Below are 21036 nucleotides of genomic sequence, written 5' to 3'. Positions count from 1 at the left end.
AAGGCTTTTTTTATGTTTTAAGATTAAAATAATCCGTTGATTTCTGCATTGATTCGGTTAATGATACCTCCCAGATCTTCCGGATTGTCTACAAAATTGATATTGTCAACATCTATAATCAGTAGTTTTCCGTTGGTATAGCTTTGAATCCAGGCTTCATACCTTTCATTTAACCGGCTAAGGTAATCAATAGAAATAGAGTTTTCATATTCTCTTCCCCGCTTATGGATTTGGTTCACCAGATTCGGGATAGAGCTTCTCAGATAGATTAGCAAATCCGGACCTTCTACCAACGATTCCATTAATTCGAAAAGCGATTTGTAGTTGTTGAAATCACGATTGGTCATCAATCCCATCGCATGCAGGTTGGGAGCGAAAATATGGGCATCTTCATAAATCGTTCTGTCCTGAATAATGTTTTTTCCGCTTTCGCGTATCTGAAGTACCTGTCTGAAACGGCTGTTCAGGAAATAAATCTGAAGGTTAAACGACCAACGTTCCATCTGGTGGTAAAAATCATCAAGATAAGGATTGTCTACTACGTCTTCAAAGTGCGGTTCCCATTTAAAATGTTTTGCTAACAATTTTGTCAGTGTTGTTTTTCCGGCTCCAATATTTCCTGCTACTGCTATGTGCATTACGGTAATGTGATTTTATATTGACTGATTTCGTTTTCGGTAAAAATAGATAAAATTTGGTCTTTAAAAGAAAAATGGCTGAAGCTTTTTTCATTTAATTGAATAGGTGATAACGACTCGTCTTCTAAATTGTAGAGAAACAATCCATTATCAATTTTCATCAAAATTTGTTTCGGAGAAACAACCTGTAACTGACTGTAATCAGGAACATGACCAAGAAAATTTACTTTTCCAAACAGGTTGGAAACATATAAGTTTTGTTTGGTGTCTATCCAATAAAAATAGTTGTAATCTGATTGGTAGAATTTTACGTTTTCTTTAAAAGAAGGTGTTATCGACTGAAAGGTACTTTTCTGAATATCAAATAGTCCCAGTTTTTGGGTCAACATGTCATAAACCCATAATCTGTTTTGCGATGCCAGACTCACAGCTTCCGGATTTAAGGGTGTTTGCAGTTCGGAAAAATTAATTCTTGCGGTTTCATTCAACTGATTGTCAAGAAGGACGGCTGTTGTAAACTGTTTGTAAAACAAAACCAATTGAAGAGGGTTTTGCAAATCGACCTGATGGATTTTACCTAAGGAAACATTTTTATAGAAATACAACTGATTTGGACTGGTCTTTTTAAATTCATTTTGGTTGATTGAATAAAAATTACCAAAATTATCTTTCCCTATATACTGCCCTGTTTCCCATTTTTCAGAGTTGGAAAAAAAAGGAATGATGCTTTGTTGTTGTGAGAATGTCAACAAGGGAATCAGGGTCAGGGCTATAAAAATAATTTTTCTCATAGTAGGTGCCAATTTACGAATATCCTTTCAGATGCATACGATGTAACAAATATTTAATAGTGATGGGTTGTGACTTTTAATAGCTTAAAATTATTTAACAAAAGCTTTGTAGCAAATATTGTTCAAATCCGTCATATTTGTATACTAAATTTTGTTTTATGAAAAAACACCTGATTTTTTTAATGATGTTGGCTTCGATATCCAACTCTTATGCTCAAAAGCAAGGAACTTCTGCAATGGGTTCTCAGGAATTTCAAGGAATGGCAGTCTATGAGACCAAAACAAGTGCTCCGGATATGAAGTCAAGATTTTCGGGAAATAGAGAAATAACACCTGAAATGCAAAAGTCTATCGAAGAAAGAATGAAGAAAATGCTGGAGAAAACCTTTATTCTCAATTTCGATAAGGCAGCATCCATCTACAAGGAAGATGAAAAACTGGATACTCCGGGTCAGAATAACGGAGGATTCAGAATGATGTCTTCTATGATGGGAGGCGGTGGCACCTATTATAAAAATGTAAAAGAAAAGACATTTGCCGTTGATAAGGAATTTATGGGCAAGGAATTTTTAATAAAAGACACATTGCCAAAATTACAATGGAAATTAGAAGGTGAAACTAAAAAGATAGGAGATTATACCTGCTATAAAGCTACAGCTGTAAAAAAAGTAGTCCAGTCCGATTTCAGAAACTTCAGACAGAAAAAGCAGGAAGAAACAAAAGACAAGAAAGAGGAAAAAACAGAAGAAAAGAAAACCAATTTCATGGATGATTTCGAAATGCCGAAAGAAGTAAACGTTATAGCCTGGTATACTCCGGAAATACCTGTCAATCAAGGTCCGGAAGGCTATTGGGGATTGCCGGGGCTAATCCTTGAGGTTAGTGATGATAAAACGGTCATACTGTGTTCGAAAATTGTACTCAATTCAAAAGAAAAGACATCTATTAAAGCACCTACCAAAGGCAAGGTCGTTACTCAAAAAGAATACGATGAAATTGTAACGACAAAAATGGAGGAAATGAAGGAGCAATTCAGAAGAGGAGGCGGCAGACCGGGAATCAGAATTGGGAATTAATTTTAGGCACTAATATAGCAGATTACATAACATAGGCAGGATTTCTCCTGCCTATGTGTTTTTTAAAACAACCACCCAAAAAGACTATTTATTTTTAGTTTAATCTTAGTTGATTTAGTTTTAATATTAAGTTTCAAAAAAATCATTTAAAAAGGCATTTAAAGTTACTAATCATTTTTAGTTTCCTTAATTTTTATATTTTTCTCTCTTTTTTCGTTGTTTTTAGTAGAAACTTGATGCAAATGTAGTCAAATAATTTGCTTTTTTGCAATATTTTTCGTATATTTAAGAAAATTACAAACAAATATTCAATGTTGCAATTCAAAAGCATTTTAGACCTAATTAGAACATTTTCTGATGAACAATCATGTATTAACCATTTAGAACAAATACGTTGGAATGGTAACATAATTAGTCCTTTTGATAAAACATCTAAAGTATATAAATGCAAAGGCAATAAATATAGATGTAAGAATACAGGTAAATACTTCAATGTAAGAACTAATACCATATTTGAGGGAACTAAAATACCTTTACAAAATTGGTTCATAGCGATATATTTATTCACTTCACATAAGAGAGGTATTAGCAGTTATCAATTAGCAAGAGATTTAAACGTAACTCAAAAAACAGCTTGGTTTATATTACAACGCTTAAGATATTCAACCGAACATGAATCATTTTTAAGGGAGTTAAATGGTATTGTTCAATGTGATGAAACTTTTGTTGGTGGTAAGAATAAAAACCGTCATAGAGATAAGAAAGTTCCAATGTCACAAGGACGTTCATTTAAAGATAAAACACCAGTATTTGGAGCAATTGAAAAAGGGGGATTATTAAGAGCTAGAGTAATACCTAATACTTCAAGAAAAGCTATTCAACCATTAGTACATGAATTTGTAAATAAGGAAGCATGTTTAATGACTGATGAATGGAAAGCATATAAAGGACTAGAAAGATATTATAATCATTCATTTGTTGACCATGGAAAAAAACAATATGCTGATGGAGACACAACAACAAACGCAATTGAAAATTTCTGGTCACATTTCAAGCGTAGTATAATTGGAGTTTATTATCATGCTTCACGAAAACATTTACAGCAATATGTAAATGAATCAGTTTTTAGGTTTAATACTAGAAATACAAATATTAATGTTAGATTTGATATGTTATTAGAAACGACTAATGAAAAGAGGTTAACTTATAAAAGCCTAACAAATGCGTAATGATGTTTACAAACAATTAGAAGAACTTTTTAAGAATAAAGTGAATAAGTCAGATGAATTATTCAACAAATTCTGCTATAACTATATTATTGAAACTGTAAACGATAGTGATATATTAGAAGTATTGAATCAAAATAATAGAGATGTCAATATATCAATTGTTGAATACTTTAAAAACGATAAAATACTAATAAGAGCAATCAAAGTTCTGACATTACTAGAGCTATCTAAAGACTTTAAAGAGTTCAATAAATATGATAAAATTCTTAAGAAAGATAAAGATATTATTATAGTAAAGTTTGATGAAATCCTAAAAAAGTTCATGAACAAATAATCTAAATTGTGGCAAATTGCTTGAATTTTAGGGTTTTAAAAAAACAAATTTTTAACAATACTTTAACAAATTTTTAACTCAGTATATTTTGGTCCGGGAAAAGATTACTATACTTTTGTAGAAGTTTTTGAAAGCACATTTGTGAATTCAATTAAAAAAGATACCCAATCAGGTCGAGAACTGATCGGGATATCTTCCGAAGCTCTTAGAACCAGTATTGGACTACTGATAAAATTGCTTCTATAATCACGCCTTTGTTTTCAATAACTAATGCAATTAAGGCTTTTTGCAATAGTTGACTAGCGAACCCTTTAGACCAGTGAGGCTGGTGGTTCTCTTTTTCTTGTTCTTTCATATAGAATGAATCTAGGGTTAATAAATAATTCGAGCCTGCCGCCGCACGTTAAGGACTTAATTGTTGTTTTCATTGTTTTCATTTTAAATGAATTAAAGAATTAATTAATATTAAATAAACAAAGAACATTCTTATTTGGGTTAAATCCGAATAGGATGCATTTATCCATATAAGCATGCCAAAGGTAGGTGTTTTTTTTCGAAAAAATACTATTAAAACGCGTGGTTAATTCTTACATTATTTATCAAAAAAAGTTAAATCCTTGGTTTTCAAGGTTTTTTTATTTTAAAAACTAAAAAAAATAACTTTTCTTTAACATTTTTGTATTAATTAATTCCTTTTCTTTTAGCACTTTTTCCTTGGTTTTAATCACATACATAATCATATACAGTTTCAATAATTGTATCAGGAACTATATTAGCATTATAAATAAGTATTTCATTCTTCTCTATTAAACGTCCTTTACCATCATAAAAATAAATTTCCGGATTATCATATTTTCTATCATGACAATACATAGTCATGTAATATAAAGTATATCCTTGTGAATGGTAAGCGATTTTATTTGATTTACTTTTTATCTTTTTAGGAGATTTTTCAATCTTTAGCCATATCGTTTTCGCCATATTGTCAAGGTTTGTTGATTCAATCTTTACATAATATTTAGTATTATCACCTGACGTGGCTATTAATTCAAACTTAGTTTGAGAATAAGTAGTAAATGAAAAGAGGAGTAATAAATAGAATACTTTCATAGGTTTAAGTTTATCACTTAAACCCTTAGTGAAGATTAGTTAATAAAAAAGCGTGGGTTTACTAACTCAAATCAACTAATAGAGGCTCTGGTAAACCTGATACAATGAAATAAGTTGTACCCACGCCTAAACGTGAGCATTAAACCTATCATTCTGTTGTATCATTGAAAATTTACCAGACTTTCTATTAGACAGAATAAAAGTTAACGCTTTGCGATATTTTCTATATTACAAATATAGAGGAATATTATATAAAATTAGCTGAAATAGAACACTCCAAAACGAGAATAACTTTTTTGGCTTGCCCTTCGGGCGCCAAAAGTTATTTCCCGTTTTGTCGTTCAGTACAAATAAAAAAAGAGAGTATTGATACTCTCTTTGAATTCATTAAATTATGATTTGATGTAAAATGGTATGTTAGTGCCTAATTTTATAAAAAGCTTTAAAAAAGACATAGGTTGCTAGCAGTCTATGTCTTTTTTATGATCAGTAGTTACGTAATCAATTTATAGCCTTGGCTTCGAACATTTATAATTTGGATGTTTGGGTCAAGGCTAAGTTTTTTCCTCAATTTTGTGATAAAAACATCCATGCTCCGGCCGTTAAAAAAATCATCATCTCCCCAAATCTTTTTTAAGACAAGAGATCTGTCTAATATGTCGTTCTTATTCTCTATTAAAAGATGAAGCAGTGAAGCTTCTCTATGTGTAAGGAATTGTATGTTGCCTAAATAATCGAGAGTCTGTTTGGTTTGGTTGAAAATATAATTGCCTATACTGATATTCTCATCGTTTTTTTCTAATTGGATTCTGCCTAAAAGCGCATGGATACGGATAATTAATTCCTCCATACTAAACGGCTTTTTCAAATAATCATTTCCTCCCAGTTGGAAACCATCAACAACATCTTGTGTCTGCGATTTTGCCGTAAGAAAAATGATAGGTGTTTTTTTGTCCAGTTTTCGAATTTCCTTAGCCAGCGTAAAACCATCTTTTTTGGGCATCATGACATCCAGTACCAAAAGCTCTGGCTTTTCTCTTGAAAAAGCTTCAAAGGCTTCTTCACCATTTTTGCATAAGACAACCTCAAAGCTTCTCGTCTCAAGGCTCTCTTTTATAATTTGGGCCAGGGCAGGCTCATCTTCTGCCAATATGATTTTTATTTTGCTAGACATCAGATAATTTTATTTTAAAAATAGTCAGTTCCTGGCTGGAAAGCAATTCTAACGTACCGCCATGTTTTTCAATGATTTTTTTGGAATAGTAAAGTCCTATTCCAAATCCTTTTACATCATGCCTGTTTCCTTTAGGAATTCGGTAAAATTTGTCAAAAATCTTTTCCCTTTGGTCTTTTTCTATTCCTGGACCATTATCCTGGACCATAATTTCAAGAATATTGGCAGTATATTTTAAATAAATATCAATGATGTTTCCGCCGTATTTGAGGGCATTGTCAATCAGGTTGGAAAGCGTATTTTCAAAATAAAAAGGATCAATCTCAACAATTAGCTGTTCCATATTGGAATGGAAGGAAATGTTTTTTTCAGGGTGAATCACCTTGTGCTTTTCTACAAGATTCCGTATCGTCGAAATTATATTGGTAGGCTCTTTATGAAGCAAAAGTTTATCAGTGTCTAAAGTGGCTGTTTCTAAAAGCTTTTCGACCATAATTTCGAGCTTTTTTAGTTGCTGGTTGGAAATGTCGAGATAACGGTTGGTCTTTTCAGTATCGTTTACAGCGTTGAAATTCCGGATACCCTCAATAGCTGTAGCAACCGTTGTAATTGGTGTCTTGAATTCGTGGGTGATATTGCTGATAAGGTCATTTTTGATTTCATCTACCTTTTTCTGTTTATTAATTGTTTTTAATAAATAAAACAGGCAGCCAATTATTGACAAGGAAAGAAGAAATGAAAGAATGATTTCAACCATACTCCGTTTTAAAATCACAATTACCGGATTTGAAAATAACAGTTTCATCTTTTGGTTTGGAGGAAGAAACGTAGAATTAGAAGTTGTACTCAAAGGCAAATGGCTGTTCTTATTCAAGTGATAATTTTGAAACACCGTATCCATTTTTAAAAGCTGCATTCCGTATTGGATGCTAATATCCTTTCGAGCTAATTCTTTATCCAGAGTTTTGCTTATTTTTTCGAATTCGATAGAATCGCGGGTCAGCGAAATAAGGATTTTATTGGTGAAGTTCTGTATTTTTGAGATGCTGTCCATGGCCCGCTTTCCGGTAATAACTTTTACTTCAGAAAGTTTTCCGGGACCTAATCCAAACGGCTTTCCGTGCATTTCGGTGGTTTTGCCTTTTGTCGCTTTAGAACTTTGAGATTTTGGAGAATCTATAAAGTTGATTTCTTGTTTGGAAGTTTCTCCGGTATTGTTGATTTTTATGACAGTAGTTGTCTTTGGCGAATTATCCTCAGTGAAAGTGCTTGTTGCTACTAATTTTTTCGATGCCTTTACTTTCCCTTTTCTTTTTGTAATAGCATTGATAAAAATGGAGTCTGAAACAATATTCTGCACAAAATTAGAATCCTTGATAGTGTCATTGCCGATAAAGGTCATAAAATCGGTTTTTACATCTTCAGCATAATAATGCTCTATGCTGTTATCAAACGCAATCTGAACGTCATTGATCAAACGTTGCTTGTTTTCTGCATAGTTTTTTATGTTCCAGTAAACCTGCAAACTGATTGTTGCGATGATAGTTACGGAAATAAAAAATAAAATGTATTTGTAATTCTTTGATTTCATTTTTCAAAAGTATAAACAAAAAGCATTGAAAAAATGCCGTTAACAATCGTTAACGTTGGTTAACCGAAAATGAGATTTCATGTGGTTTACTTTGTGTCATTAATTTAAAAAACCAACAAACATGATAAAATCAGCAATCACCGCAGCAATAGCAGCAACTCTTTTTTCTTTCCAACTGATGCAGGCTCAGGAATTTACCGGACGTGCAACGTACCAGACAAAAACAATAATGAATGATATACAGATAAGTGGCTCAAATATGACTCCTGATTTGCAAGCATCACTTGAAGAAAAATTGAAAAAAGGTTTTGAAAAAACCTATGAGTTGAGTTTTAATAAAACGGAATCGGTTTATGAAGAACCTCAAAGATTGGAATCTCCAAGCGGTTCGTCAGGAGCAAAAATGGTAGTGGTTAATACCAGTTCATCAGGGGATGGTAAATCATATAAAAATATAAAAGATAAGACGGTACTTTCTGAAGAAGACTTTTTTGGAAAAGAGTTTCTAGTGTCAGATTCTTTACCAAAATGGGATTGGAAGCTGGTGGACGAAACTAAAAAGATAGGAAACTTTACCTGCTATAAGGCCATAGGTGTAATTCCTGTTTCTAAAGAAGATCTCGAGAGATATGAAAAAATGAAAAATAAGAAAAGTGAAAGTAAAACAGTCTTATTTACACCAAGTGAACCTAAAGACAGAACGATAACGGTTTGGTACACACCTGAAATTCCGGTGAGCCATGGTCCCGGTGAATATTGGGGATTGCCAGGTCTGATCATGGAAGTAAATGATGCGAAAACAGTAATTCTATGTTCTAAAATTGTATTGAATCCAAAAGATAAGGTGGTTATCAAAATGCCAAAAAAAGGGAAAAAAGTAACAAAAAAGGAATATGAAGCACTAATTGAAAAGCAGATGGAAAGCATGAAGGATTCGAAGGGCAACATCCATATTAATTTAGGTAATTAATCATTAGTTTTACATTTCCAATTTCTCTTACAAAATGAAAAAAATATTATTCCTCACATTTCTATTTCTTTCCTTTTCAGGATATTCCCAGAACATACGTTTTTCAGGTATTGTAGCTGATGCAAATGCCGTTGGTTTGGAAATGGCCAATGTCATGGCAGTAAATCAGTCTACAAAGGCAATGGATTCCTACGCAATTACAGACGATAAGGGAAGATTTCAATTGTCGCTCAAAGCCAATACAGCTTACAAGATAAAGGTGAGCTACATTGGTTATCAGGCAAAGGAAGTTGATGTCCAGACACAAGCTGAAAATATGGTTCAGACATTGGTACTGGAACAAGGAGTTGATTTGGATCAGGTAGAGATTGTACAGGAAATGCCGGTTTCCATAAAAGGTGATACCATTGTTTACAATGCCGATTCTTTTAAAACAGGAACCGAAAGAAAGCTGGAAGACGTTTTGAAAAAGCTTCCCGGAGTTGAGGTAAATGCCGATGGTCAGATTGAAGTAGAAGGAAAGAAAGTTCAGAAACTGATGGTGGAAGGGAAAGACTTTTTTGATGGTGATACAAAGTTGGGAGTGAAAAACATTCCTGCGGATGCGATAGATAAGGTTCAGGTTTTACGAAATTATAATGAGATAGGAGCATTGAAAGGCCTTGAAAATAACGAGGAAAATGTAGCGATGAACATCAAGCTGAAAGATGGCAAAAAGAATTTCTGGTTTGGTGACATGAGTGCAGGAATAGGAGTTGGGCATGAAGACAGCCGTTATATAGTTAATCCTAAGCTGTTTTATTATAACCCAAAATACAGCATTAACCTTATTTCCAATTTCAATAATATAGGGGAACTGCCACTAACCATACAGGATTATTTTAAATTCACAGGAGGTTTTAGAGGTATGATGCAAAAAGGAGGAAGTTCTTTTAATGTTTCTTCAAATGATTTAGGAATTGCTATGCTTAGAAATAACAGGGCAAAAGAAATTGAAACCAAATTCGGAGCAACCAACTTTTCATATAATGTGACCAAGAAATGGAGCCTAAGCGGTTTTGCAATTCTTTCTTCTTCTGAAACTGATTTGGAAACCCGATCCAGAAGTACTATTCTTGAAACAGGAGTAAGACAGAAAAATGAAGAAATTGCTCATCAGAAAAGTAATTTGGGACTGTTCAAATTTAGCTCGAGTTATAAACCCAACACAAAACTGCAGTTTGATTATGATGTCCTGATGAAACAGTCAAAACAGGATGAAAACAATAATTTGCTCAGGGAATTTATCGTAAATGATGTTACTTCTGCAGAAGATATCTATACAAAGAAAAAACAGAATCCGACTTCAATAAATCAAAATGCAAGCTTGTATTACACGGCTAATGATAAAAATGTTTTTGCTTTTGAAATGCAGCATCTTTATCAGGATGAGGATCCTTTTTATAATGCCAATTTAATGACTCAGCCTTTTGCCTTGTCTGGTTATGTAGAAAATCAGAACAGAAATAATTTGAACCAAAGCCGTTTTGTGAAAACCAATAAACTGGATGCCAAATTGGATTATTACTATATGCTTACGCCAAAAAGCAATATTAATGTGACATTAGGAAATACCAACTCGCATCAGAATTTTAACTCAAGTATTTTCCAGATTTTAGACAATGGTGACAGGAATAATCTTGTAGCGCCGGAGAATAACAATAAGGTGACTTATGATTTTAATGACGTTTTTGTTGGGCTGCACTATAAATTTTTATCAGGGAAATTTACTTTCACTCCAGGATTCAGTGCACACTATTACAATATGGATAATGCACAGTTGGGAACAAATTATAAACAAAACTTTTCTAAGATACTGCCGGATTTCTATGCTTTGTATCAAATAAAGAAATCAGAGACATTAACATATACTTTTGCTCTGAATAATAATTTTACAGATATCAACAATCTGGTAATGGGAAATGTGCTTTCCGGATATAGCAGTCTCTACAATGGAAACAGATTTCTTGAGAATTCAACAACACAATTGCATTCTTTGAGATATTTCAAATACAGCATGTATAATCTGGAGAATATTTTTGCCAATATTTCATACAGCAAAGTGACAGATGCTGTGAAAAGCAGAATTGTTTTCGATAATGTAAACCAAACCTTGACTCCATACAATTCCAATCTGGCTGACGAAACGATTAGTGCTAATGGTGCCTATGGACGTTCTTTTCTAAGATTTTATAAAGCATCGGCAGGTATTGGATTAAACTGGTCAAAATTCAATAACATCCAGAACGGGAATGTAACTACACAGGAAAGTTTTATGCAGAATTATACCCTGAGAGCTTCCACTAATTATAGAGCTTTGCCTAACCTTGAGGTTGGATATAATTTTGTGGTTAACGATTATGCGGGTTCAAAGTTTTATACTGACAAGCCATTTGCCAAATTGGATTATTATTTCCTGGATAGTTTTTCTTTTGTGGCAGAATATGAATTCTATCACTACTATAACAGCAGTAAGACCGTAGAAAACGAATATGATTTTTTAAATGCCAGTCTGATTTACCAAAAGAAAAACAGCAAGTTTGAATATAAAATCGGAGCTACGAATTTATTGAACACCAGAACCTTGAATGATGACAGCTTTAATCAGTTTCGTACAACTACTTCACAATACAGGGTTCAGCCAAGATATATTATATTGACATTAAAATATAATTTATAAAAATACAATTTCAGTCAGGCTATAGGCTTAAGGCAGTAGGGAGTTTTGAGTTAGTTACTCCTGTGCCAGATATATAGCCCGACTGAAATATAATCTTCAATTTTGGATCAGAGTTAGATTTGCTGAAAAAATCGATTAAATTTGTAAGACAAATCATTTAAAAAGCCAAAATATGAAGAATTATTCTCTGGGATTTTTACTGTTCCTTTCTGTGGTTTCTTATGCACAGAATAAAACCGAAAAAACGGTCTATGTTTCCAATTCCCTGGGTCAGGACATCAAATTGAATCTTTATGATAATAAAAAATACGAACTCGTAGTATTTTATGGAGATTATGAAGTAAAGAATGACACATTGTTTTTCAATAACAATTATTCCACAGAGTCTGATTTTACGGTTGCTTTTTCTCCGGATGCCAATCCTGCAATGGGGAAAATCAAGGTAACTCTAAAAGGCGTTTCAGGTTATTATTCAGGAATATATATAGGAACGCAATCCGGTAAATCTGAACCAGATTATAAATCAGTATATGATTTGGCAGGCGAACTGAATTATGACGACACCGAGGTTAATTTTGAAATCAATAAAGCAGAATATATTTATCTCGCAAAGGAAGATTACAGTGGAGAAACATCTTTATACAAATATGCTTTACCGAGAAATGCCAACGAAATTCAAATCGAATATACTCCTAATTATTTAGGAAAAGTAAATCTTCAGGGCTATTACAATGAAAAGAACGAATTGGTAATTTCTGAAAATAAAAAAAATCCACTGACTTTCATAAAAGAAAATGAAAAACCAAAAGTGGTTGAAATCAGGGAAAAGCCAATAGAAATAATAAAGAAAAAAGACTGGACCTTTCCTGGAAAAACGGATATGTACGGTTATGGTGTTGTAGATAGCGCAGCAGTTGCTCCTATGTCAAACTTTAAACTGGTGGTGCAGGACAATTTGCAGAAAGCCATTGAAGCAACCAAAAAAACGCCACAGAAATTTTTGGTAGTTTCTTATGACCCGGACAATAAAAATGCAAAAACTGCCTTTGAAGAATTTGTCCAAAGCCAGCAATACACTATAGGAAATTATAGTTCTTATGGGTCAGATACAGATTATGACAAGTATAATTATTATTTAGCAACGGCAAAAGACGAGTCTTGGGCGACGAAGAATGTAATGTTTAAATCTGCAACCATAGTCATGGATGCGGATGGAAATATCTTGAGCCAGACTGAAAAGAATTTACCGGAAAATGCCAGCTTGTTTGATGTTTATTATAGTTCAATAGGGGAAAAGCTGAAGTATGTAAAAGCAACGGTAGATTTGAACAAGGTTTTGAATTCCAAAAAAGCGAAAGATTCTGAAATTGTAAAGAAACTGTTGCCGCTTTCAGATGAGAATCTATATAGCTGGTCTATTGAGCCGCCAATAAAAGTAGCTGTTGGTGTTGCAGACCCGTCTGATGTCGGGTCGGATACAATACAGGAATACCAGAATTATGAAAATCAGACAGCCTATACGAAAGTAAATTTTGATAAAAAGAAGCTGCTTTCTGCCTGGGACAGGATTGTCAATAGCCATGCAAAAGACAAAACACCAGATATGGATTTTGTAAAAATTGCATTAGCCGAAGTGCAAAACAGAGGGTTTTATTATAAAATTTTTAATGAAGAAAGACCATTAGATGAAACTAACTTTAAAGCTGTTGACTATTTGCTGAAGCATTATGATGCAATTCTCGAAGAGCAGAAAAAGATATCCGGACAGGGAGATACAATAGATTATTATGGTGATTATACCCCGACCATAGAAAGCCAATTACCATTGGCCATTTCCAGTGGCATTTCTCAAATTGGTGAAAATACCGATGAGAAATATAGAAACAGGATAATGGATGTTTATAAGAAAGTAATCGCAAAAAAACCTCAGGATTATACTACAAACATCGAATACTTAAGAATTTTACATGGTATTGCAGAAGCCCAGAATAAAGAAAATCCGTTTATAGCAGAATATGATGCTTTCTTTAAGGGAGTTTTTAAAGGAGGCAAAAATGAAATAGAAATTTTAGACGATTTATATACCTCCCAGAATAAAATTGATTATTCTTATAATGATTGGGCGTCTTTTAAAAATTCTTTTTCTAATATCTCTAACGATGCAGCGTGGTTTGTGGTTCAAAAAAGCAAGGATTCGGAATCAATTAAAAAAGCAATCCAATGGTCGGAATCCAGCTTAAGAATAGAAAAAAACAATCCGTATTATTTAGATACTCTGGCACAGCTTTATTACAAAAATGGCGAAAAGCAGAAAGCAATAGCCACACAGGAACAGGCGCTGAAATTTTCAGATATAATGGAAGAGGAAAGCAAAGCTGATTTGGAAGTTGTTCTTGAAAAAATGAAAAACGGAACGTACTAAAAATAAAAAAACCATCCTGAAAAGGATGGTTTTTTTATTATCTGAATGGATTATTATAATCCAAAGGCTGCTTTTACTTTGTCAACAAAGTCAAGCTTCTCCCAGGTGAATAACTCTACTGTAACCGTTTTCTCTTCTCCGTTTGGAGTTTTGAAAGTTTTGGTTACGGTTTCTGGTTTTCTTCCCATGTGCCCGTAAGCGGCAGTTTCGCTATAAATAGGATTTCTCAATTTCAACCTTTGCTCAATGAAATAAGGTCTCATATCGAATAGCTCTTCTACTTTTTTAGCAATCTCTCCATCGGTAAGATTTACTTTTGAAGTACCATAAGTGTTGATGTAAATACCCATTGGTTTGGCTACACCAATAGCATAAGAAACCTGAACTAAAATTTCTTCAGCTACTCCGGCTGCTACTAAGTTTTTAGCAATATGTCGTGTGGCGTATGCTGCACTTCGGTCAACCTTACTAGGGTCTTTCCCTGAAAAAGCTCCACCACCGTGAGCACCTTTTCCACCATAGGTGTCAACAATAATTTTTCTTCCTGTTAATCCTGTATCGCCGTGTGGGCCTCCAATCACAAATTTTCCTGTAGGATTAATGTGGTATTGGATTTTATCGTTGAACAGGTGTGCATATTGCGGATTATTTTTGATGATTCTTGGAATCAGGATTTCAATCAGGTCCTTTTTGATTTTAGCAAGCATGTTCGCTTCATTGTCAAAATCATCATGCTGTGTAGAGATTACAATAGCATCAATACGTACCGGTTTGTTGTTGTCATCATATTCAAGAGTAACCTGTGATTTGGCATCCGGACGAAGGTATTTGATTTCGTTGTTTTCGCGACGCAAAACAGCTAATTCCTGTAATAGTTTATGAGATAGATTCAGTGCCAGGGGCATGAAATCTTCCGTTTCATTTGTAGCATAACCAAACATCATTCCTTGGTCACCGGCACCCTGGTCTTCTTTACTCGCACGGTCAACACCTTGGTTGATGTCCTGAGATTGCTCGTGAATAGCAGATAATACACCGCAAGAATTTGCTTCAAACATATACTCGCTTTTTGTATATCCTATTTTTTTGATGACATCACGGGCAATTTGCTGTACATCCAGGTATGTTTTTGATTTAACTTCTCCCGCCAGAATAACCTGTCCAGTAGTAACCAAAGTCTCGCATGCCACTTTTGAATCGGCATCAAAAGCCAAAAAGTTATCGATTAGTGCATCTGAAATTTGGTCAGCAATTTTATCCGGATGTCCCTCACTCACAGATTCTGACGTAAATAAATAAGCCATATTTTTTTATGTTTTTAGGAATCGGAAAAATTGCAGGGAAAGGCTAAAGAAGGGTTTCTGCTTTAGCATTTTTATGATGTCTGTTTTGACAGCATCAGAGGTTGCAATCAGTACAAATTTTTCCTCTTCTCGATTTTGAATGCAAAGGTATAAAAGCATATTTAATTGACAAAATAGTTCTCGAGGAAACAAGAGTGGTTTTGTGTATTCTAAACTTTGTAAATAATTCTTATATTTGGTTTATTTTTTAAAATATGTCTAACTTTTTAATTAAAAAATTATGAAAAAAACTTTACCCTTTCTTTTTTTCGTTTTAGCTTCAGGATTTGCTAATGCCCAAAATGTTTACAATTTTGGTTTTAGCGGTACAACAACAGAAATGGAGACTGCCGGTTGGGTAAGAACCAACCAAAGTTCCCCATCAACTACTACATTATGGACGGTAGCCAGCTACACTCCGGTTACTGTAAATCTGGCTGCGACACCGGCAGTTCAGGGAAATCCTTTCAATGACAGGGAATATGCCACAGGCGAAGTCAGCCCGGTACCTAATGGGCAGGCGGGTGGTGCCAATTCCTTTGCCCTGGTTAATTTTACCAGTACTACAGGAGCAGGAAATATCAGTAACTGGTTAATCAGTCCTGTGGTTACAGTAGAAAATGGTGATGTTGTTTCTTTCTGGTCAAGAAAAGGAACTTCAGGAACACTAGATTTTGCAGATCGTTTGGAACTCAGAATGAGTACGGCTACTACGCATACCAATCCAACGGGTGGCTCTACCAATGTAGGCTCGTTCACCACAGTTGGAGTTACTGTTAACCCTACATTAGCAACCGGTTTCGTATACCCTAAAGTTTGGACAAGATACAGTTTTACTGTTTCCGGACTTACCGGTCCAACTGCTGTAAAGTTTGGGTTTAGATATTTTGTAACAAACGGTGGACCTAGCGGGGCTAATTCAGATATCATCGGAATTGATACTTTTGAAGTCAGCAGGGCTTTGAGCAGAGATGATTTCTTTGCAAACAACTTTAGCATGTATCCTAACCCGTCAACAGGAATTGTTAACCTGTCCGGTAAAAATAATGTGGCTATTAATACAATTCAGCTTACAGACCTGAACGGAAGAGTGGTAAGAAATATAAATGCAAATGGTGTTTCTGAAACGCAAATTAATATTTCTGAATTGACTTCCGGGGTTTATTTCCTGAACATACAGACTGATTCCGGTACAGGTAGTACAAAAATAGTGAAGAACTAAACAGTAAGACTAAATATGTTAAAAAGAGTCGGTTTGATAAAACTGACTCTTTTTTTTGTAAAAAGTTAAAGTTGTGACATAATTATTTTTTTTGTTATATTTGTATAAATATTAACTAAACTTTTATAAAGAATACTCTTGTTTACAAGAGGTCATTAATCAAAACTACACTGGGAGAGTCCGCTTTTTTCAAATGGTTTTTGTTTCTTGATTGAGTATGCTTTATTTAATTTTAATTAATATTTTTATGAAAAAAACTCTACTTCTTTCTTTATTGGTTTCCGTGTCAGGAATTGCCAATGCTCAAAATGTTTACAATTTTGGTTTTAGCGGTACAACAACAGAAATGGAGACTGCCGGTTGGGTAAGAACCAACCAAAGTTCCCCATCAACTGCTACATTATGGTCAATTGCCAGCTACACTCCGGTTACAGTAAATCTGGCTGCGACACCGGCAGTTCAGGGAAATCCTTTCAATGACAGGGAATATGCCACAGGCGAAGTCAGCCCGGTACCTAATGGGCAAGCAGGTGGAGCCAATTCCTTTGCCCTGGTTAATTATACCAGTACTACAGGAGCCGGAGATATCAGCAACTGGTTAATCAGCCCTGTGGTTACAGTAGAAAATGGAGATGTTGTTTCTTTCTGGTCAAGAAAAGGAACCTCAGCAACACTAGATTTTGCAGATCGTTTGGAACTCAGAATGAGTACGGCTGCCACACACACTAATCCGGCAGGAGGTTCTACCAATGTAGGTTCCTTTACCACGGTTGGGGTTACTGTCAACCCGACATTAGCTACCGGTTTTGTATATCCTAAAGTTTGGACAAAATATAGTTTTACTGTTTCCGGACTTTCCGGTCCAACAGCCGTAAAGTTTGGATTTAGGTATTTTGTAACAAACGGTGGGCCTAGCGGCGATAATTCTGACTTAATCGGGATTGATACTTTTGAAGTCAGCAGGGCGTTGAGCAGAGATGATTTCTTTGCAAACAACTTTAGCATGTATCCTAACCCGTCAACAGGAATTGTTAACCTGTCCGGTAAAAATAATGTGGCTATTAATACAATTCAGCTTACAGACTTGAATGGAAGAGTGGTAAGAAATATAAATGCAAATGGTGTTTCTGAAACGCAAATTAATATTTCTGAATTGACTTCCGGAGTTTATTTCCTGAACATACAGACTGATTCCGGTACGGGTACTACAAAAGTAGTGAAGAACTAATACTGTTTAATGGATATATAAAAAGGGTAGTTTTTTATCAGGCCGATCATTTTTTAACTAAATTGAAATTGTGGAATAATTCCTTTTTTTGTTATATTCGGTACGTATTAACTAAATTTTTTATGAGAATGCTTTTGCTTGCAAGAGGCTATTAATCAAAATTATACTTCGAAAGAGCCTGCTTTTTTAAGTAGGCTTTTTTGTTTTTTCTTAATGGGTTTGATACCAAATATTAAAAAGGCTATATAAACAATATTACGATAAATGGTTTTCTTAACTAATACAGCAATAGTATTTTAAAGTTAAAATGCTGATTATTAGTATAATTTTTTGTTGTACGCTTCTCTTTATAAAACATCAGTTTTTTTGTTTGAAAATAAAATAAATGTTAAATTTTTATTTTGTGCATTGTCAATCCAAAAATAGTTCTGAAGTTTGTACCATCAAAAAGAAATAAAAATGAGAACTATTATTTGTCATACGTACTGCAAGATGTGGAAAATTTCCGCAGGAGGTACTATTGCCAAATTTTAAGTTTTTTAAAATATATAGCAAAAAAGCCTCTGTTGAATTACAGGGGCTTTTTTTTTGAAAAATAATTCTTTGAGAAAATAAAATAAAAATGAACCCGATAACAACGATTATTTGTAAAAAACATATGTGGATGTATTGCCACCTTAAACTCCATTGCCAAAAGCGAACGACGTAATCTCTTTATATATTCAAGTGTGAAGTCCTTTTGGTAAACCGTCCAAAAGGACTTTTTGTTTTAAGTCTCAATTATAAATCTCAAAAAAAATAAAAATATGAAAGCAATAAATGTTTTAGGATACTCAAGAAATAACGAGCAATTCGTAGTAAAGACACAAAACTCTGATGTCAGAATAAGCAGGAATGAAAAATTTCCGGAACTGGAAGGGCCAAGCCCGTTTGAATATATACTTGCAGGATTCGCAGGATGTGTCAATGCGGTGAGCCAGCAGGTAGCTTCAGAGTTAGGCATCAACCTAAAGTCGTTACAGGTAGAAATAACCGGAGTTATAAGTCAGGAAGAAAGAGTAGGCTTCAGCAAAATCGAAATCGTACTAAAGCCAACAACAGATACTTCGCTTCAGGTACTCCAGAAGTGGTTAAAATTAGTACAGCAAAAAAGTCCGGTTTATGACAACCTGGTCAATTCAACACCGGTCGAGCTGATTTTATACAAAGAATATAATTATGCAGCATAAAGCATAAATCGCATTTGTTTAGTTTGTTTTATTTGTTTGTTTGTTGAAAGACTGCTTTTGATTGCCAGTCAAAAGCAGTTCTTTTAACTAAAAATCTCCAGAACCATGTCAGTTAAAAAAATAAATATCATTCTCTTTGGAATAGAAGAGACAGGGAGTTCCCTCATAACTGAGGTGCTTTCCAATCAGGAATCACTTCTTGAAAATAACAATCTTGATTTAAGATTGCCCGTAATAACCAATTCCACTGTAGCCTTCTTTGAAAAACCAACAGTAAGAAATTCCTGGGAAGCCAATTTTATCCAATTTGCAGTTCCTTTCAAAATAGCAGATATAATTAATTTCGTTCAGGAAAACGAACTCGAAAATCTTATTGCTGTAGATACCTCAAATACAGAAGACATCCTTCCTGATTATTTCGACCTGCTCCAGAATGATTTTGATATCATTAGCGCTAATCCATTGGTGCAGGCATTTTCGGCAGATTTCAAAATGGCATTAAACAATAGTATTAAAAAAACGGAAAAAGATTTTGTCTTCGTAAACCCAAATGAGAAGCATCTTTCCCCAAAACTGCTTGAACAAATCCTAAAGATGGCAGCCAAACAAAATTTTAGGATAGCGGTATAATTTCTGCAAACTATTGCAAAAACCAAACATATTGCATTACTTTGCAGTGTTCTTAAAAATATTGATTGTTATCACGAAAGGCGGAGGGATTAGACCCGATGAAGCCTTAGCAACCCTTTAAGCTTTAAAGAAGGTGCTACATTCTACCATATTATTGGATAGATAACACACGAAAAATCTACTTTTTTTCTCCCTTTTCCTGACAACATATCGATACTTTTTTTCAACCATTCATGGCTTGGGATTGTTTTTTCTATGCCATCGATTTTTGAAAAATACATTAGGACTTTTAGATTCATCAGAATCTTAAATAATCTAATAATAGTAAAAAATGTCAGGCATACAAAAAGCTATCAAAGAAAGAATTCTCATCCTTGACGGAGCAATGGGAACCATGCTCCAGCGGTATAATTTTTCGGAAGAAGATTTCCGTGGTGAAAGATTCAAAGAATTTCCACATCCGCTGAAAGGGAATAACGACCTCCTTTCATTAAGCCAGCCAAAAGCAATACAGGAAGTCCACCGTCAATATTTTGAAGCCGGTGCTGACATCGTAGAAACTAATACCTTTTCAGGAACAACCATAGGTATGGCTGACTATCATTTGGAAGATTTGGTTTATGAGCTAAACTATGAATCGGCAAGACTGGCCAGAGAAATAGCAGATGAGTTTACGGCAAAAAATCCGGATAAACCACGTTTCGTAGCGGGTTCTATAGGACCCACTAACAGAACGGCAAGCATGTCTCCGGATGTAAATGACCCCGGTTTCCGTGCCGTGACCTTTGATGAATTACGCATCGCCTATAAACAGCAGGTCGAAGCCCTGATTGATGGAGGTTCCGATATTCTGCTGGTAGAAACCATATTTGATACTCTGAATGCAAAAGCAGCACTTTTTGCCATCGAAGAAGTCAAAGAAGAAAGAAATATAGATATTCCGGTCATGGTTTCCGGCACGATAACAGATGCTTCAGGAAGAACACTCTCCGGCCAGACCGTAGAAGCATTCCTGATTTCCATTTCTCACATTCCGCTATTGAGCGTAGGATTTAATTGTGCTTTAGGAGCAGACCAGTTAAAACCTTATTTACAACGACTTTCGCATAATACCACATTCAATGTTTCGGCACATCCCAATGCAGGTTTGCCCAATGCTTTCGGGCAATATGACCAGACACCGGAAGCTATGCAGGTTTTGATTCGGGAATATCTCGAAGATAATCTCATTAACATAATTGGAGGATGTTGCGGAACAACCCCGGAACATATCCGCCTGATTGCAGAAGTAGCAAAAGAATATTCACCCAGAATTGTAGAACCGGTTTAG

18 protein-coding genes and 1 riboswitch are annotated in these 21036 nt (G+C 34.5%); of the genes, 11 read left to right on the top strand and 7 right to left on the bottom strand.

The annotated features are described in order from the left end of the window. Positions 1 to 23: 23 nt before the first annotated feature. Together B0G92_RS00405 and B0G92_RS00400 are read right to left on the bottom strand one after the other, a co-directional pair. Complete coding sequence (locus B0G92_RS00405) at positions 24 to 638, bottom strand: deoxynucleoside kinase (protein ID WP_056072306.1); 615 nt, start codon at positions 636 to 638, stop codon at positions 24 to 26. Further along, positions 638 to 1429, bottom strand: coding sequence for a hypothetical protein (locus B0G92_RS00400; protein ID WP_101470698.1), 792 nt, complete (start codon positions 1427 to 1429; stop codon positions 638 to 640). Before B0G92_RS00400 ends, B0G92_RS00405 begins: the two co-directional genes overlap by 1 nt. A gap of 158 nt (positions 1430 to 1587) precedes the next feature. Between B0G92_RS00400 and B0G92_RS00395 the strand changes: the two genes are divergently transcribed. From B0G92_RS00395 to B0G92_RS00385, 3 genes are all read left to right on the top strand, one after another. Further along, entirely contained in the window at positions 1588 to 2505 is a 918-nt protein-coding gene (locus tag B0G92_RS00395; RefSeq protein WP_101470697.1) for a GLPGLI family protein, read from the top strand. Between the two features lie 311 nt (positions 2506 to 2816). Next, on the top strand, positions 2817 to 3734 hold the full coding sequence (locus B0G92_RS00390; protein ID WP_101470696.1) for an IS1595 family transposase: 918 nt from the start codon (positions 2817 to 2819) through the stop codon (positions 3732 to 3734). Next, on the top strand, positions 3727 to 4068 hold the full coding sequence (locus B0G92_RS00385) for a hypothetical protein (protein ID WP_101470695.1): 342 nt from the start codon (positions 3727 to 3729) through the stop codon (positions 4066 to 4068). The genes B0G92_RS00390 and B0G92_RS00385 overlap by 8 nt, the downstream gene beginning before the upstream one ends. Positions 4069 to 4273: 205 nt before the next feature. Here the strand turns inward: B0G92_RS00385 and B0G92_RS16635 are convergent, their stop codons facing one another. From B0G92_RS16635 to B0G92_RS00370, 4 genes are all read right to left on the bottom strand, one after another. Beyond that, the gene (locus B0G92_RS16635; protein WP_180326382.1) at positions 4274 to 4423 is read right to left on the bottom strand and encodes a hypothetical protein; all 150 of its coding nucleotides are present in this window, start codon (positions 4421 to 4423) and stop codon (positions 4274 to 4276) included. 365 nt (positions 4424 to 4788) lie between these two features. Next, a complete protein-coding gene (locus B0G92_RS00380; protein ID WP_101470694.1) occupies positions 4789 to 5178 on the bottom strand; it encodes a surface-adhesin E family protein in 390 nt (129 codons plus the stop codon). 493 nt (positions 5179 to 5671) lie between these two features. Further along, a complete protein-coding gene (locus tag B0G92_RS00375; protein WP_101470693.1) occupies positions 5672 to 6352 on the bottom strand; it encodes a response regulator transcription factor in 681 nt (226 codons plus the stop codon). Continuing rightward, complete coding sequence (locus B0G92_RS00370) at positions 6345 to 7943, bottom strand: sensor histidine kinase (protein WP_101470692.1); 1599 nt, start codon at positions 7941 to 7943, stop codon at positions 6345 to 6347. The genes B0G92_RS00375 and B0G92_RS00370 overlap by 8 nt, the downstream gene beginning before the upstream one ends. A 121-nt stretch (positions 7944 to 8064) precedes the next feature. Between B0G92_RS00370 and B0G92_RS00365 the strand changes: the two genes are divergently transcribed. The 3 genes from B0G92_RS00365 to B0G92_RS00355 all read left to right on the top strand — a co-directional run bounded on the left by B0G92_RS00365 (position 8065) and on the right by B0G92_RS00355 (position 14054). Then, on the top strand, positions 8065 to 8913 hold the full coding sequence (locus B0G92_RS00365; protein ID WP_101470691.1) for a GLPGLI family protein: 849 nt from the start codon (positions 8065 to 8067) through the stop codon (positions 8911 to 8913). 34 nt (positions 8914 to 8947) lie between these two features. Beyond that, positions 8948 to 11632, top strand: coding sequence for a TonB-dependent receptor (locus B0G92_RS00360; protein WP_101470690.1), 2685 nt, complete (start codon positions 8948 to 8950; stop codon positions 11630 to 11632). Between the two features lie 172 nt (positions 11633 to 11804). Further along, positions 11805 to 14054 carry a hypothetical protein gene (locus B0G92_RS00355; RefSeq protein ID WP_101470689.1) on the top strand — a complete coding sequence of 750 codons (2250 nt, stop codon included), beginning with the start codon at positions 11805 to 11807 and terminating at the stop codon, positions 14052 to 14054. 53 nt (positions 14055 to 14107) lie between these two features. On the opposite strand, the gene metK is transcribed toward B0G92_RS00355, so the two are convergent. Next, positions 14108 to 15358, bottom strand: coding sequence for a methionine adenosyltransferase (gene metK, locus B0G92_RS00350; protein ID WP_056072329.1), 1251 nt, complete (start codon positions 15356 to 15358; stop codon positions 14108 to 14110). Positions 15359 to 15638: 280 nt separating this feature from the next. Between metK and B0G92_RS00345 the strand changes: the two genes are divergently transcribed. The 5 genes from B0G92_RS00345 (at position 15639) to B0G92_RS00325 (ending at position 21036) form a co-directional block, all read left to right on the top strand. Beyond that, positions 15639 to 16619, top strand: coding sequence for a T9SS-dependent choice-of-anchor J family protein (locus B0G92_RS00345; RefSeq protein ID WP_101470688.1), 981 nt, complete (start codon positions 15639 to 15641; stop codon positions 16617 to 16619). Between the two features lie 247 nt (positions 16620 to 16866). Continuing rightward, positions 16867 to 17847, top strand: a complete 981-nt coding sequence (locus tag B0G92_RS00340) for a T9SS-dependent choice-of-anchor J family protein (protein ID WP_180326381.1) — start codon at positions 16867 to 16869, stop codon at positions 17845 to 17847. 806 nt (positions 17848 to 18653) lie between these two features. Next, positions 18654 to 19076, top strand: coding sequence for an OsmC family protein (locus B0G92_RS00335; RefSeq protein WP_056072338.1), 423 nt, complete (start codon positions 18654 to 18656; stop codon positions 19074 to 19076). A 105-nt stretch (positions 19077 to 19181) separates the two neighbouring features. Next, on the top strand, positions 19182 to 19706 hold the full coding sequence (locus B0G92_RS00330; protein WP_101470686.1) for a hypothetical protein: 525 nt from the start codon (positions 19182 to 19184) through the stop codon (positions 19704 to 19706). A gap of 65 nt (positions 19707 to 19771) precedes the next feature. After that, a riboswitch (SAM riboswitch) is annotated at positions 19772 to 19875 on the top strand. Between the two features lie 162 nt (positions 19876 to 20037). Beyond that, positions 20038 to 21036: a homocysteine S-methyltransferase family protein gene (locus B0G92_RS00325; RefSeq protein WP_101470685.1), complete on the top strand. Its 999-nt coding sequence runs from the start codon at positions 20038 to 20040 to the stop codon at positions 21034 to 21036.

Source organism: Flavobacterium lindanitolerans (assembly GCF_002846575.1).
Classification (GTDB): Bacteria; Bacteroidota; Bacteroidia; order Flavobacteriales; family Flavobacteriaceae; genus Flavobacterium; species Flavobacterium lindanitolerans.
The sequence above is the reverse complement of the archived record's forward strand: the minus strand, read 5'-3'. Positions and strand labels throughout refer to the sequence as shown.

Coding starts and splice junctions, on each gene's coding strand:
- B0G92_RS00405 (WP_056072306.1), bottom strand. CDS start 638: ATGCACATAGCAGTAGCAGGAAATATTGGAGCCGGAAAAACAACACTG.
- B0G92_RS00400 (WP_101470698.1), bottom strand. CDS start 1,429: ATGAGAAAAATTATTTTTATAGCCCTGACCCTGATTCCCTTGTTGACA.
- B0G92_RS00395 (WP_101470697.1), top strand. CDS start 1,588: ATGAAAAAACACCTGATTTTTTTAATGATGTTGGCTTCGATATCCAAC.
- B0G92_RS00390 (WP_101470696.1), top strand. CDS start 2,817: ATGTTGCAATTCAAAAGCATTTTAGACCTAATTAGAACATTTTCTGAT.
- B0G92_RS00385 (WP_101470695.1), top strand. CDS start 3,727: ATGCGTAATGATGTTTACAAACAATTAGAAGAACTTTTTAAGAATAAA.
- B0G92_RS16635 (WP_180326382.1), bottom strand. CDS start 4,423: ATGAAAGAACAAGAAAAAGAGAACCACCAGCCTCACTGGTCTAAAGGG.
- B0G92_RS00380 (WP_101470694.1), bottom strand. CDS start 5,178: ATGAAAGTATTCTATTTATTACTCCTCTTTTCATTTACTACTTATTCT.
- B0G92_RS00375 (WP_101470693.1), bottom strand. CDS start 6,352: ATGTCTAGCAAAATAAAAATCATATTGGCAGAAGATGAGCCTGCCCTG.
- B0G92_RS00370 (WP_101470692.1), bottom strand. CDS start 7,943: ATGAAATCAAAGAATTACAAATACATTTTATTTTTTATTTCCGTAACT.
- B0G92_RS00365 (WP_101470691.1), top strand. CDS start 8,065: ATGATAAAATCAGCAATCACCGCAGCAATAGCAGCAACTCTTTTTTCT.
- B0G92_RS00360 (WP_101470690.1), top strand. CDS start 8,948: ATGAAAAAAATATTATTCCTCACATTTCTATTTCTTTCCTTTTCAGGA.
- B0G92_RS00355 (WP_101470689.1), top strand. CDS start 11,805: ATGAAGAATTATTCTCTGGGATTTTTACTGTTCCTTTCTGTGGTTTCT.
- metK (WP_056072329.1), bottom strand. CDS start 15,358: ATGGCTTATTTATTTACGTCAGAATCTGTGAGTGAGGGACATCCGGAT.
- B0G92_RS00345 (WP_101470688.1), top strand. CDS start 15,639: ATGAAAAAAACTTTACCCTTTCTTTTTTTCGTTTTAGCTTCAGGATTT.
- B0G92_RS00340 (WP_180326381.1), top strand. CDS start 16,867: ATGAAAAAAACTCTACTTCTTTCTTTATTGGTTTCCGTGTCAGGAATT.
- B0G92_RS00335 (WP_056072338.1), top strand. CDS start 18,654: ATGAAAGCAATAAATGTTTTAGGATACTCAAGAAATAACGAGCAATTC.
- B0G92_RS00330 (WP_101470686.1), top strand. CDS start 19,182: ATGTCAGTTAAAAAAATAAATATCATTCTCTTTGGAATAGAAGAGACA.
- B0G92_RS00325 (WP_101470685.1), top strand. CDS start 20,038: ATGTCAGGCATACAAAAAGCTATCAAAGAAAGAATTCTCATCCTTGAC.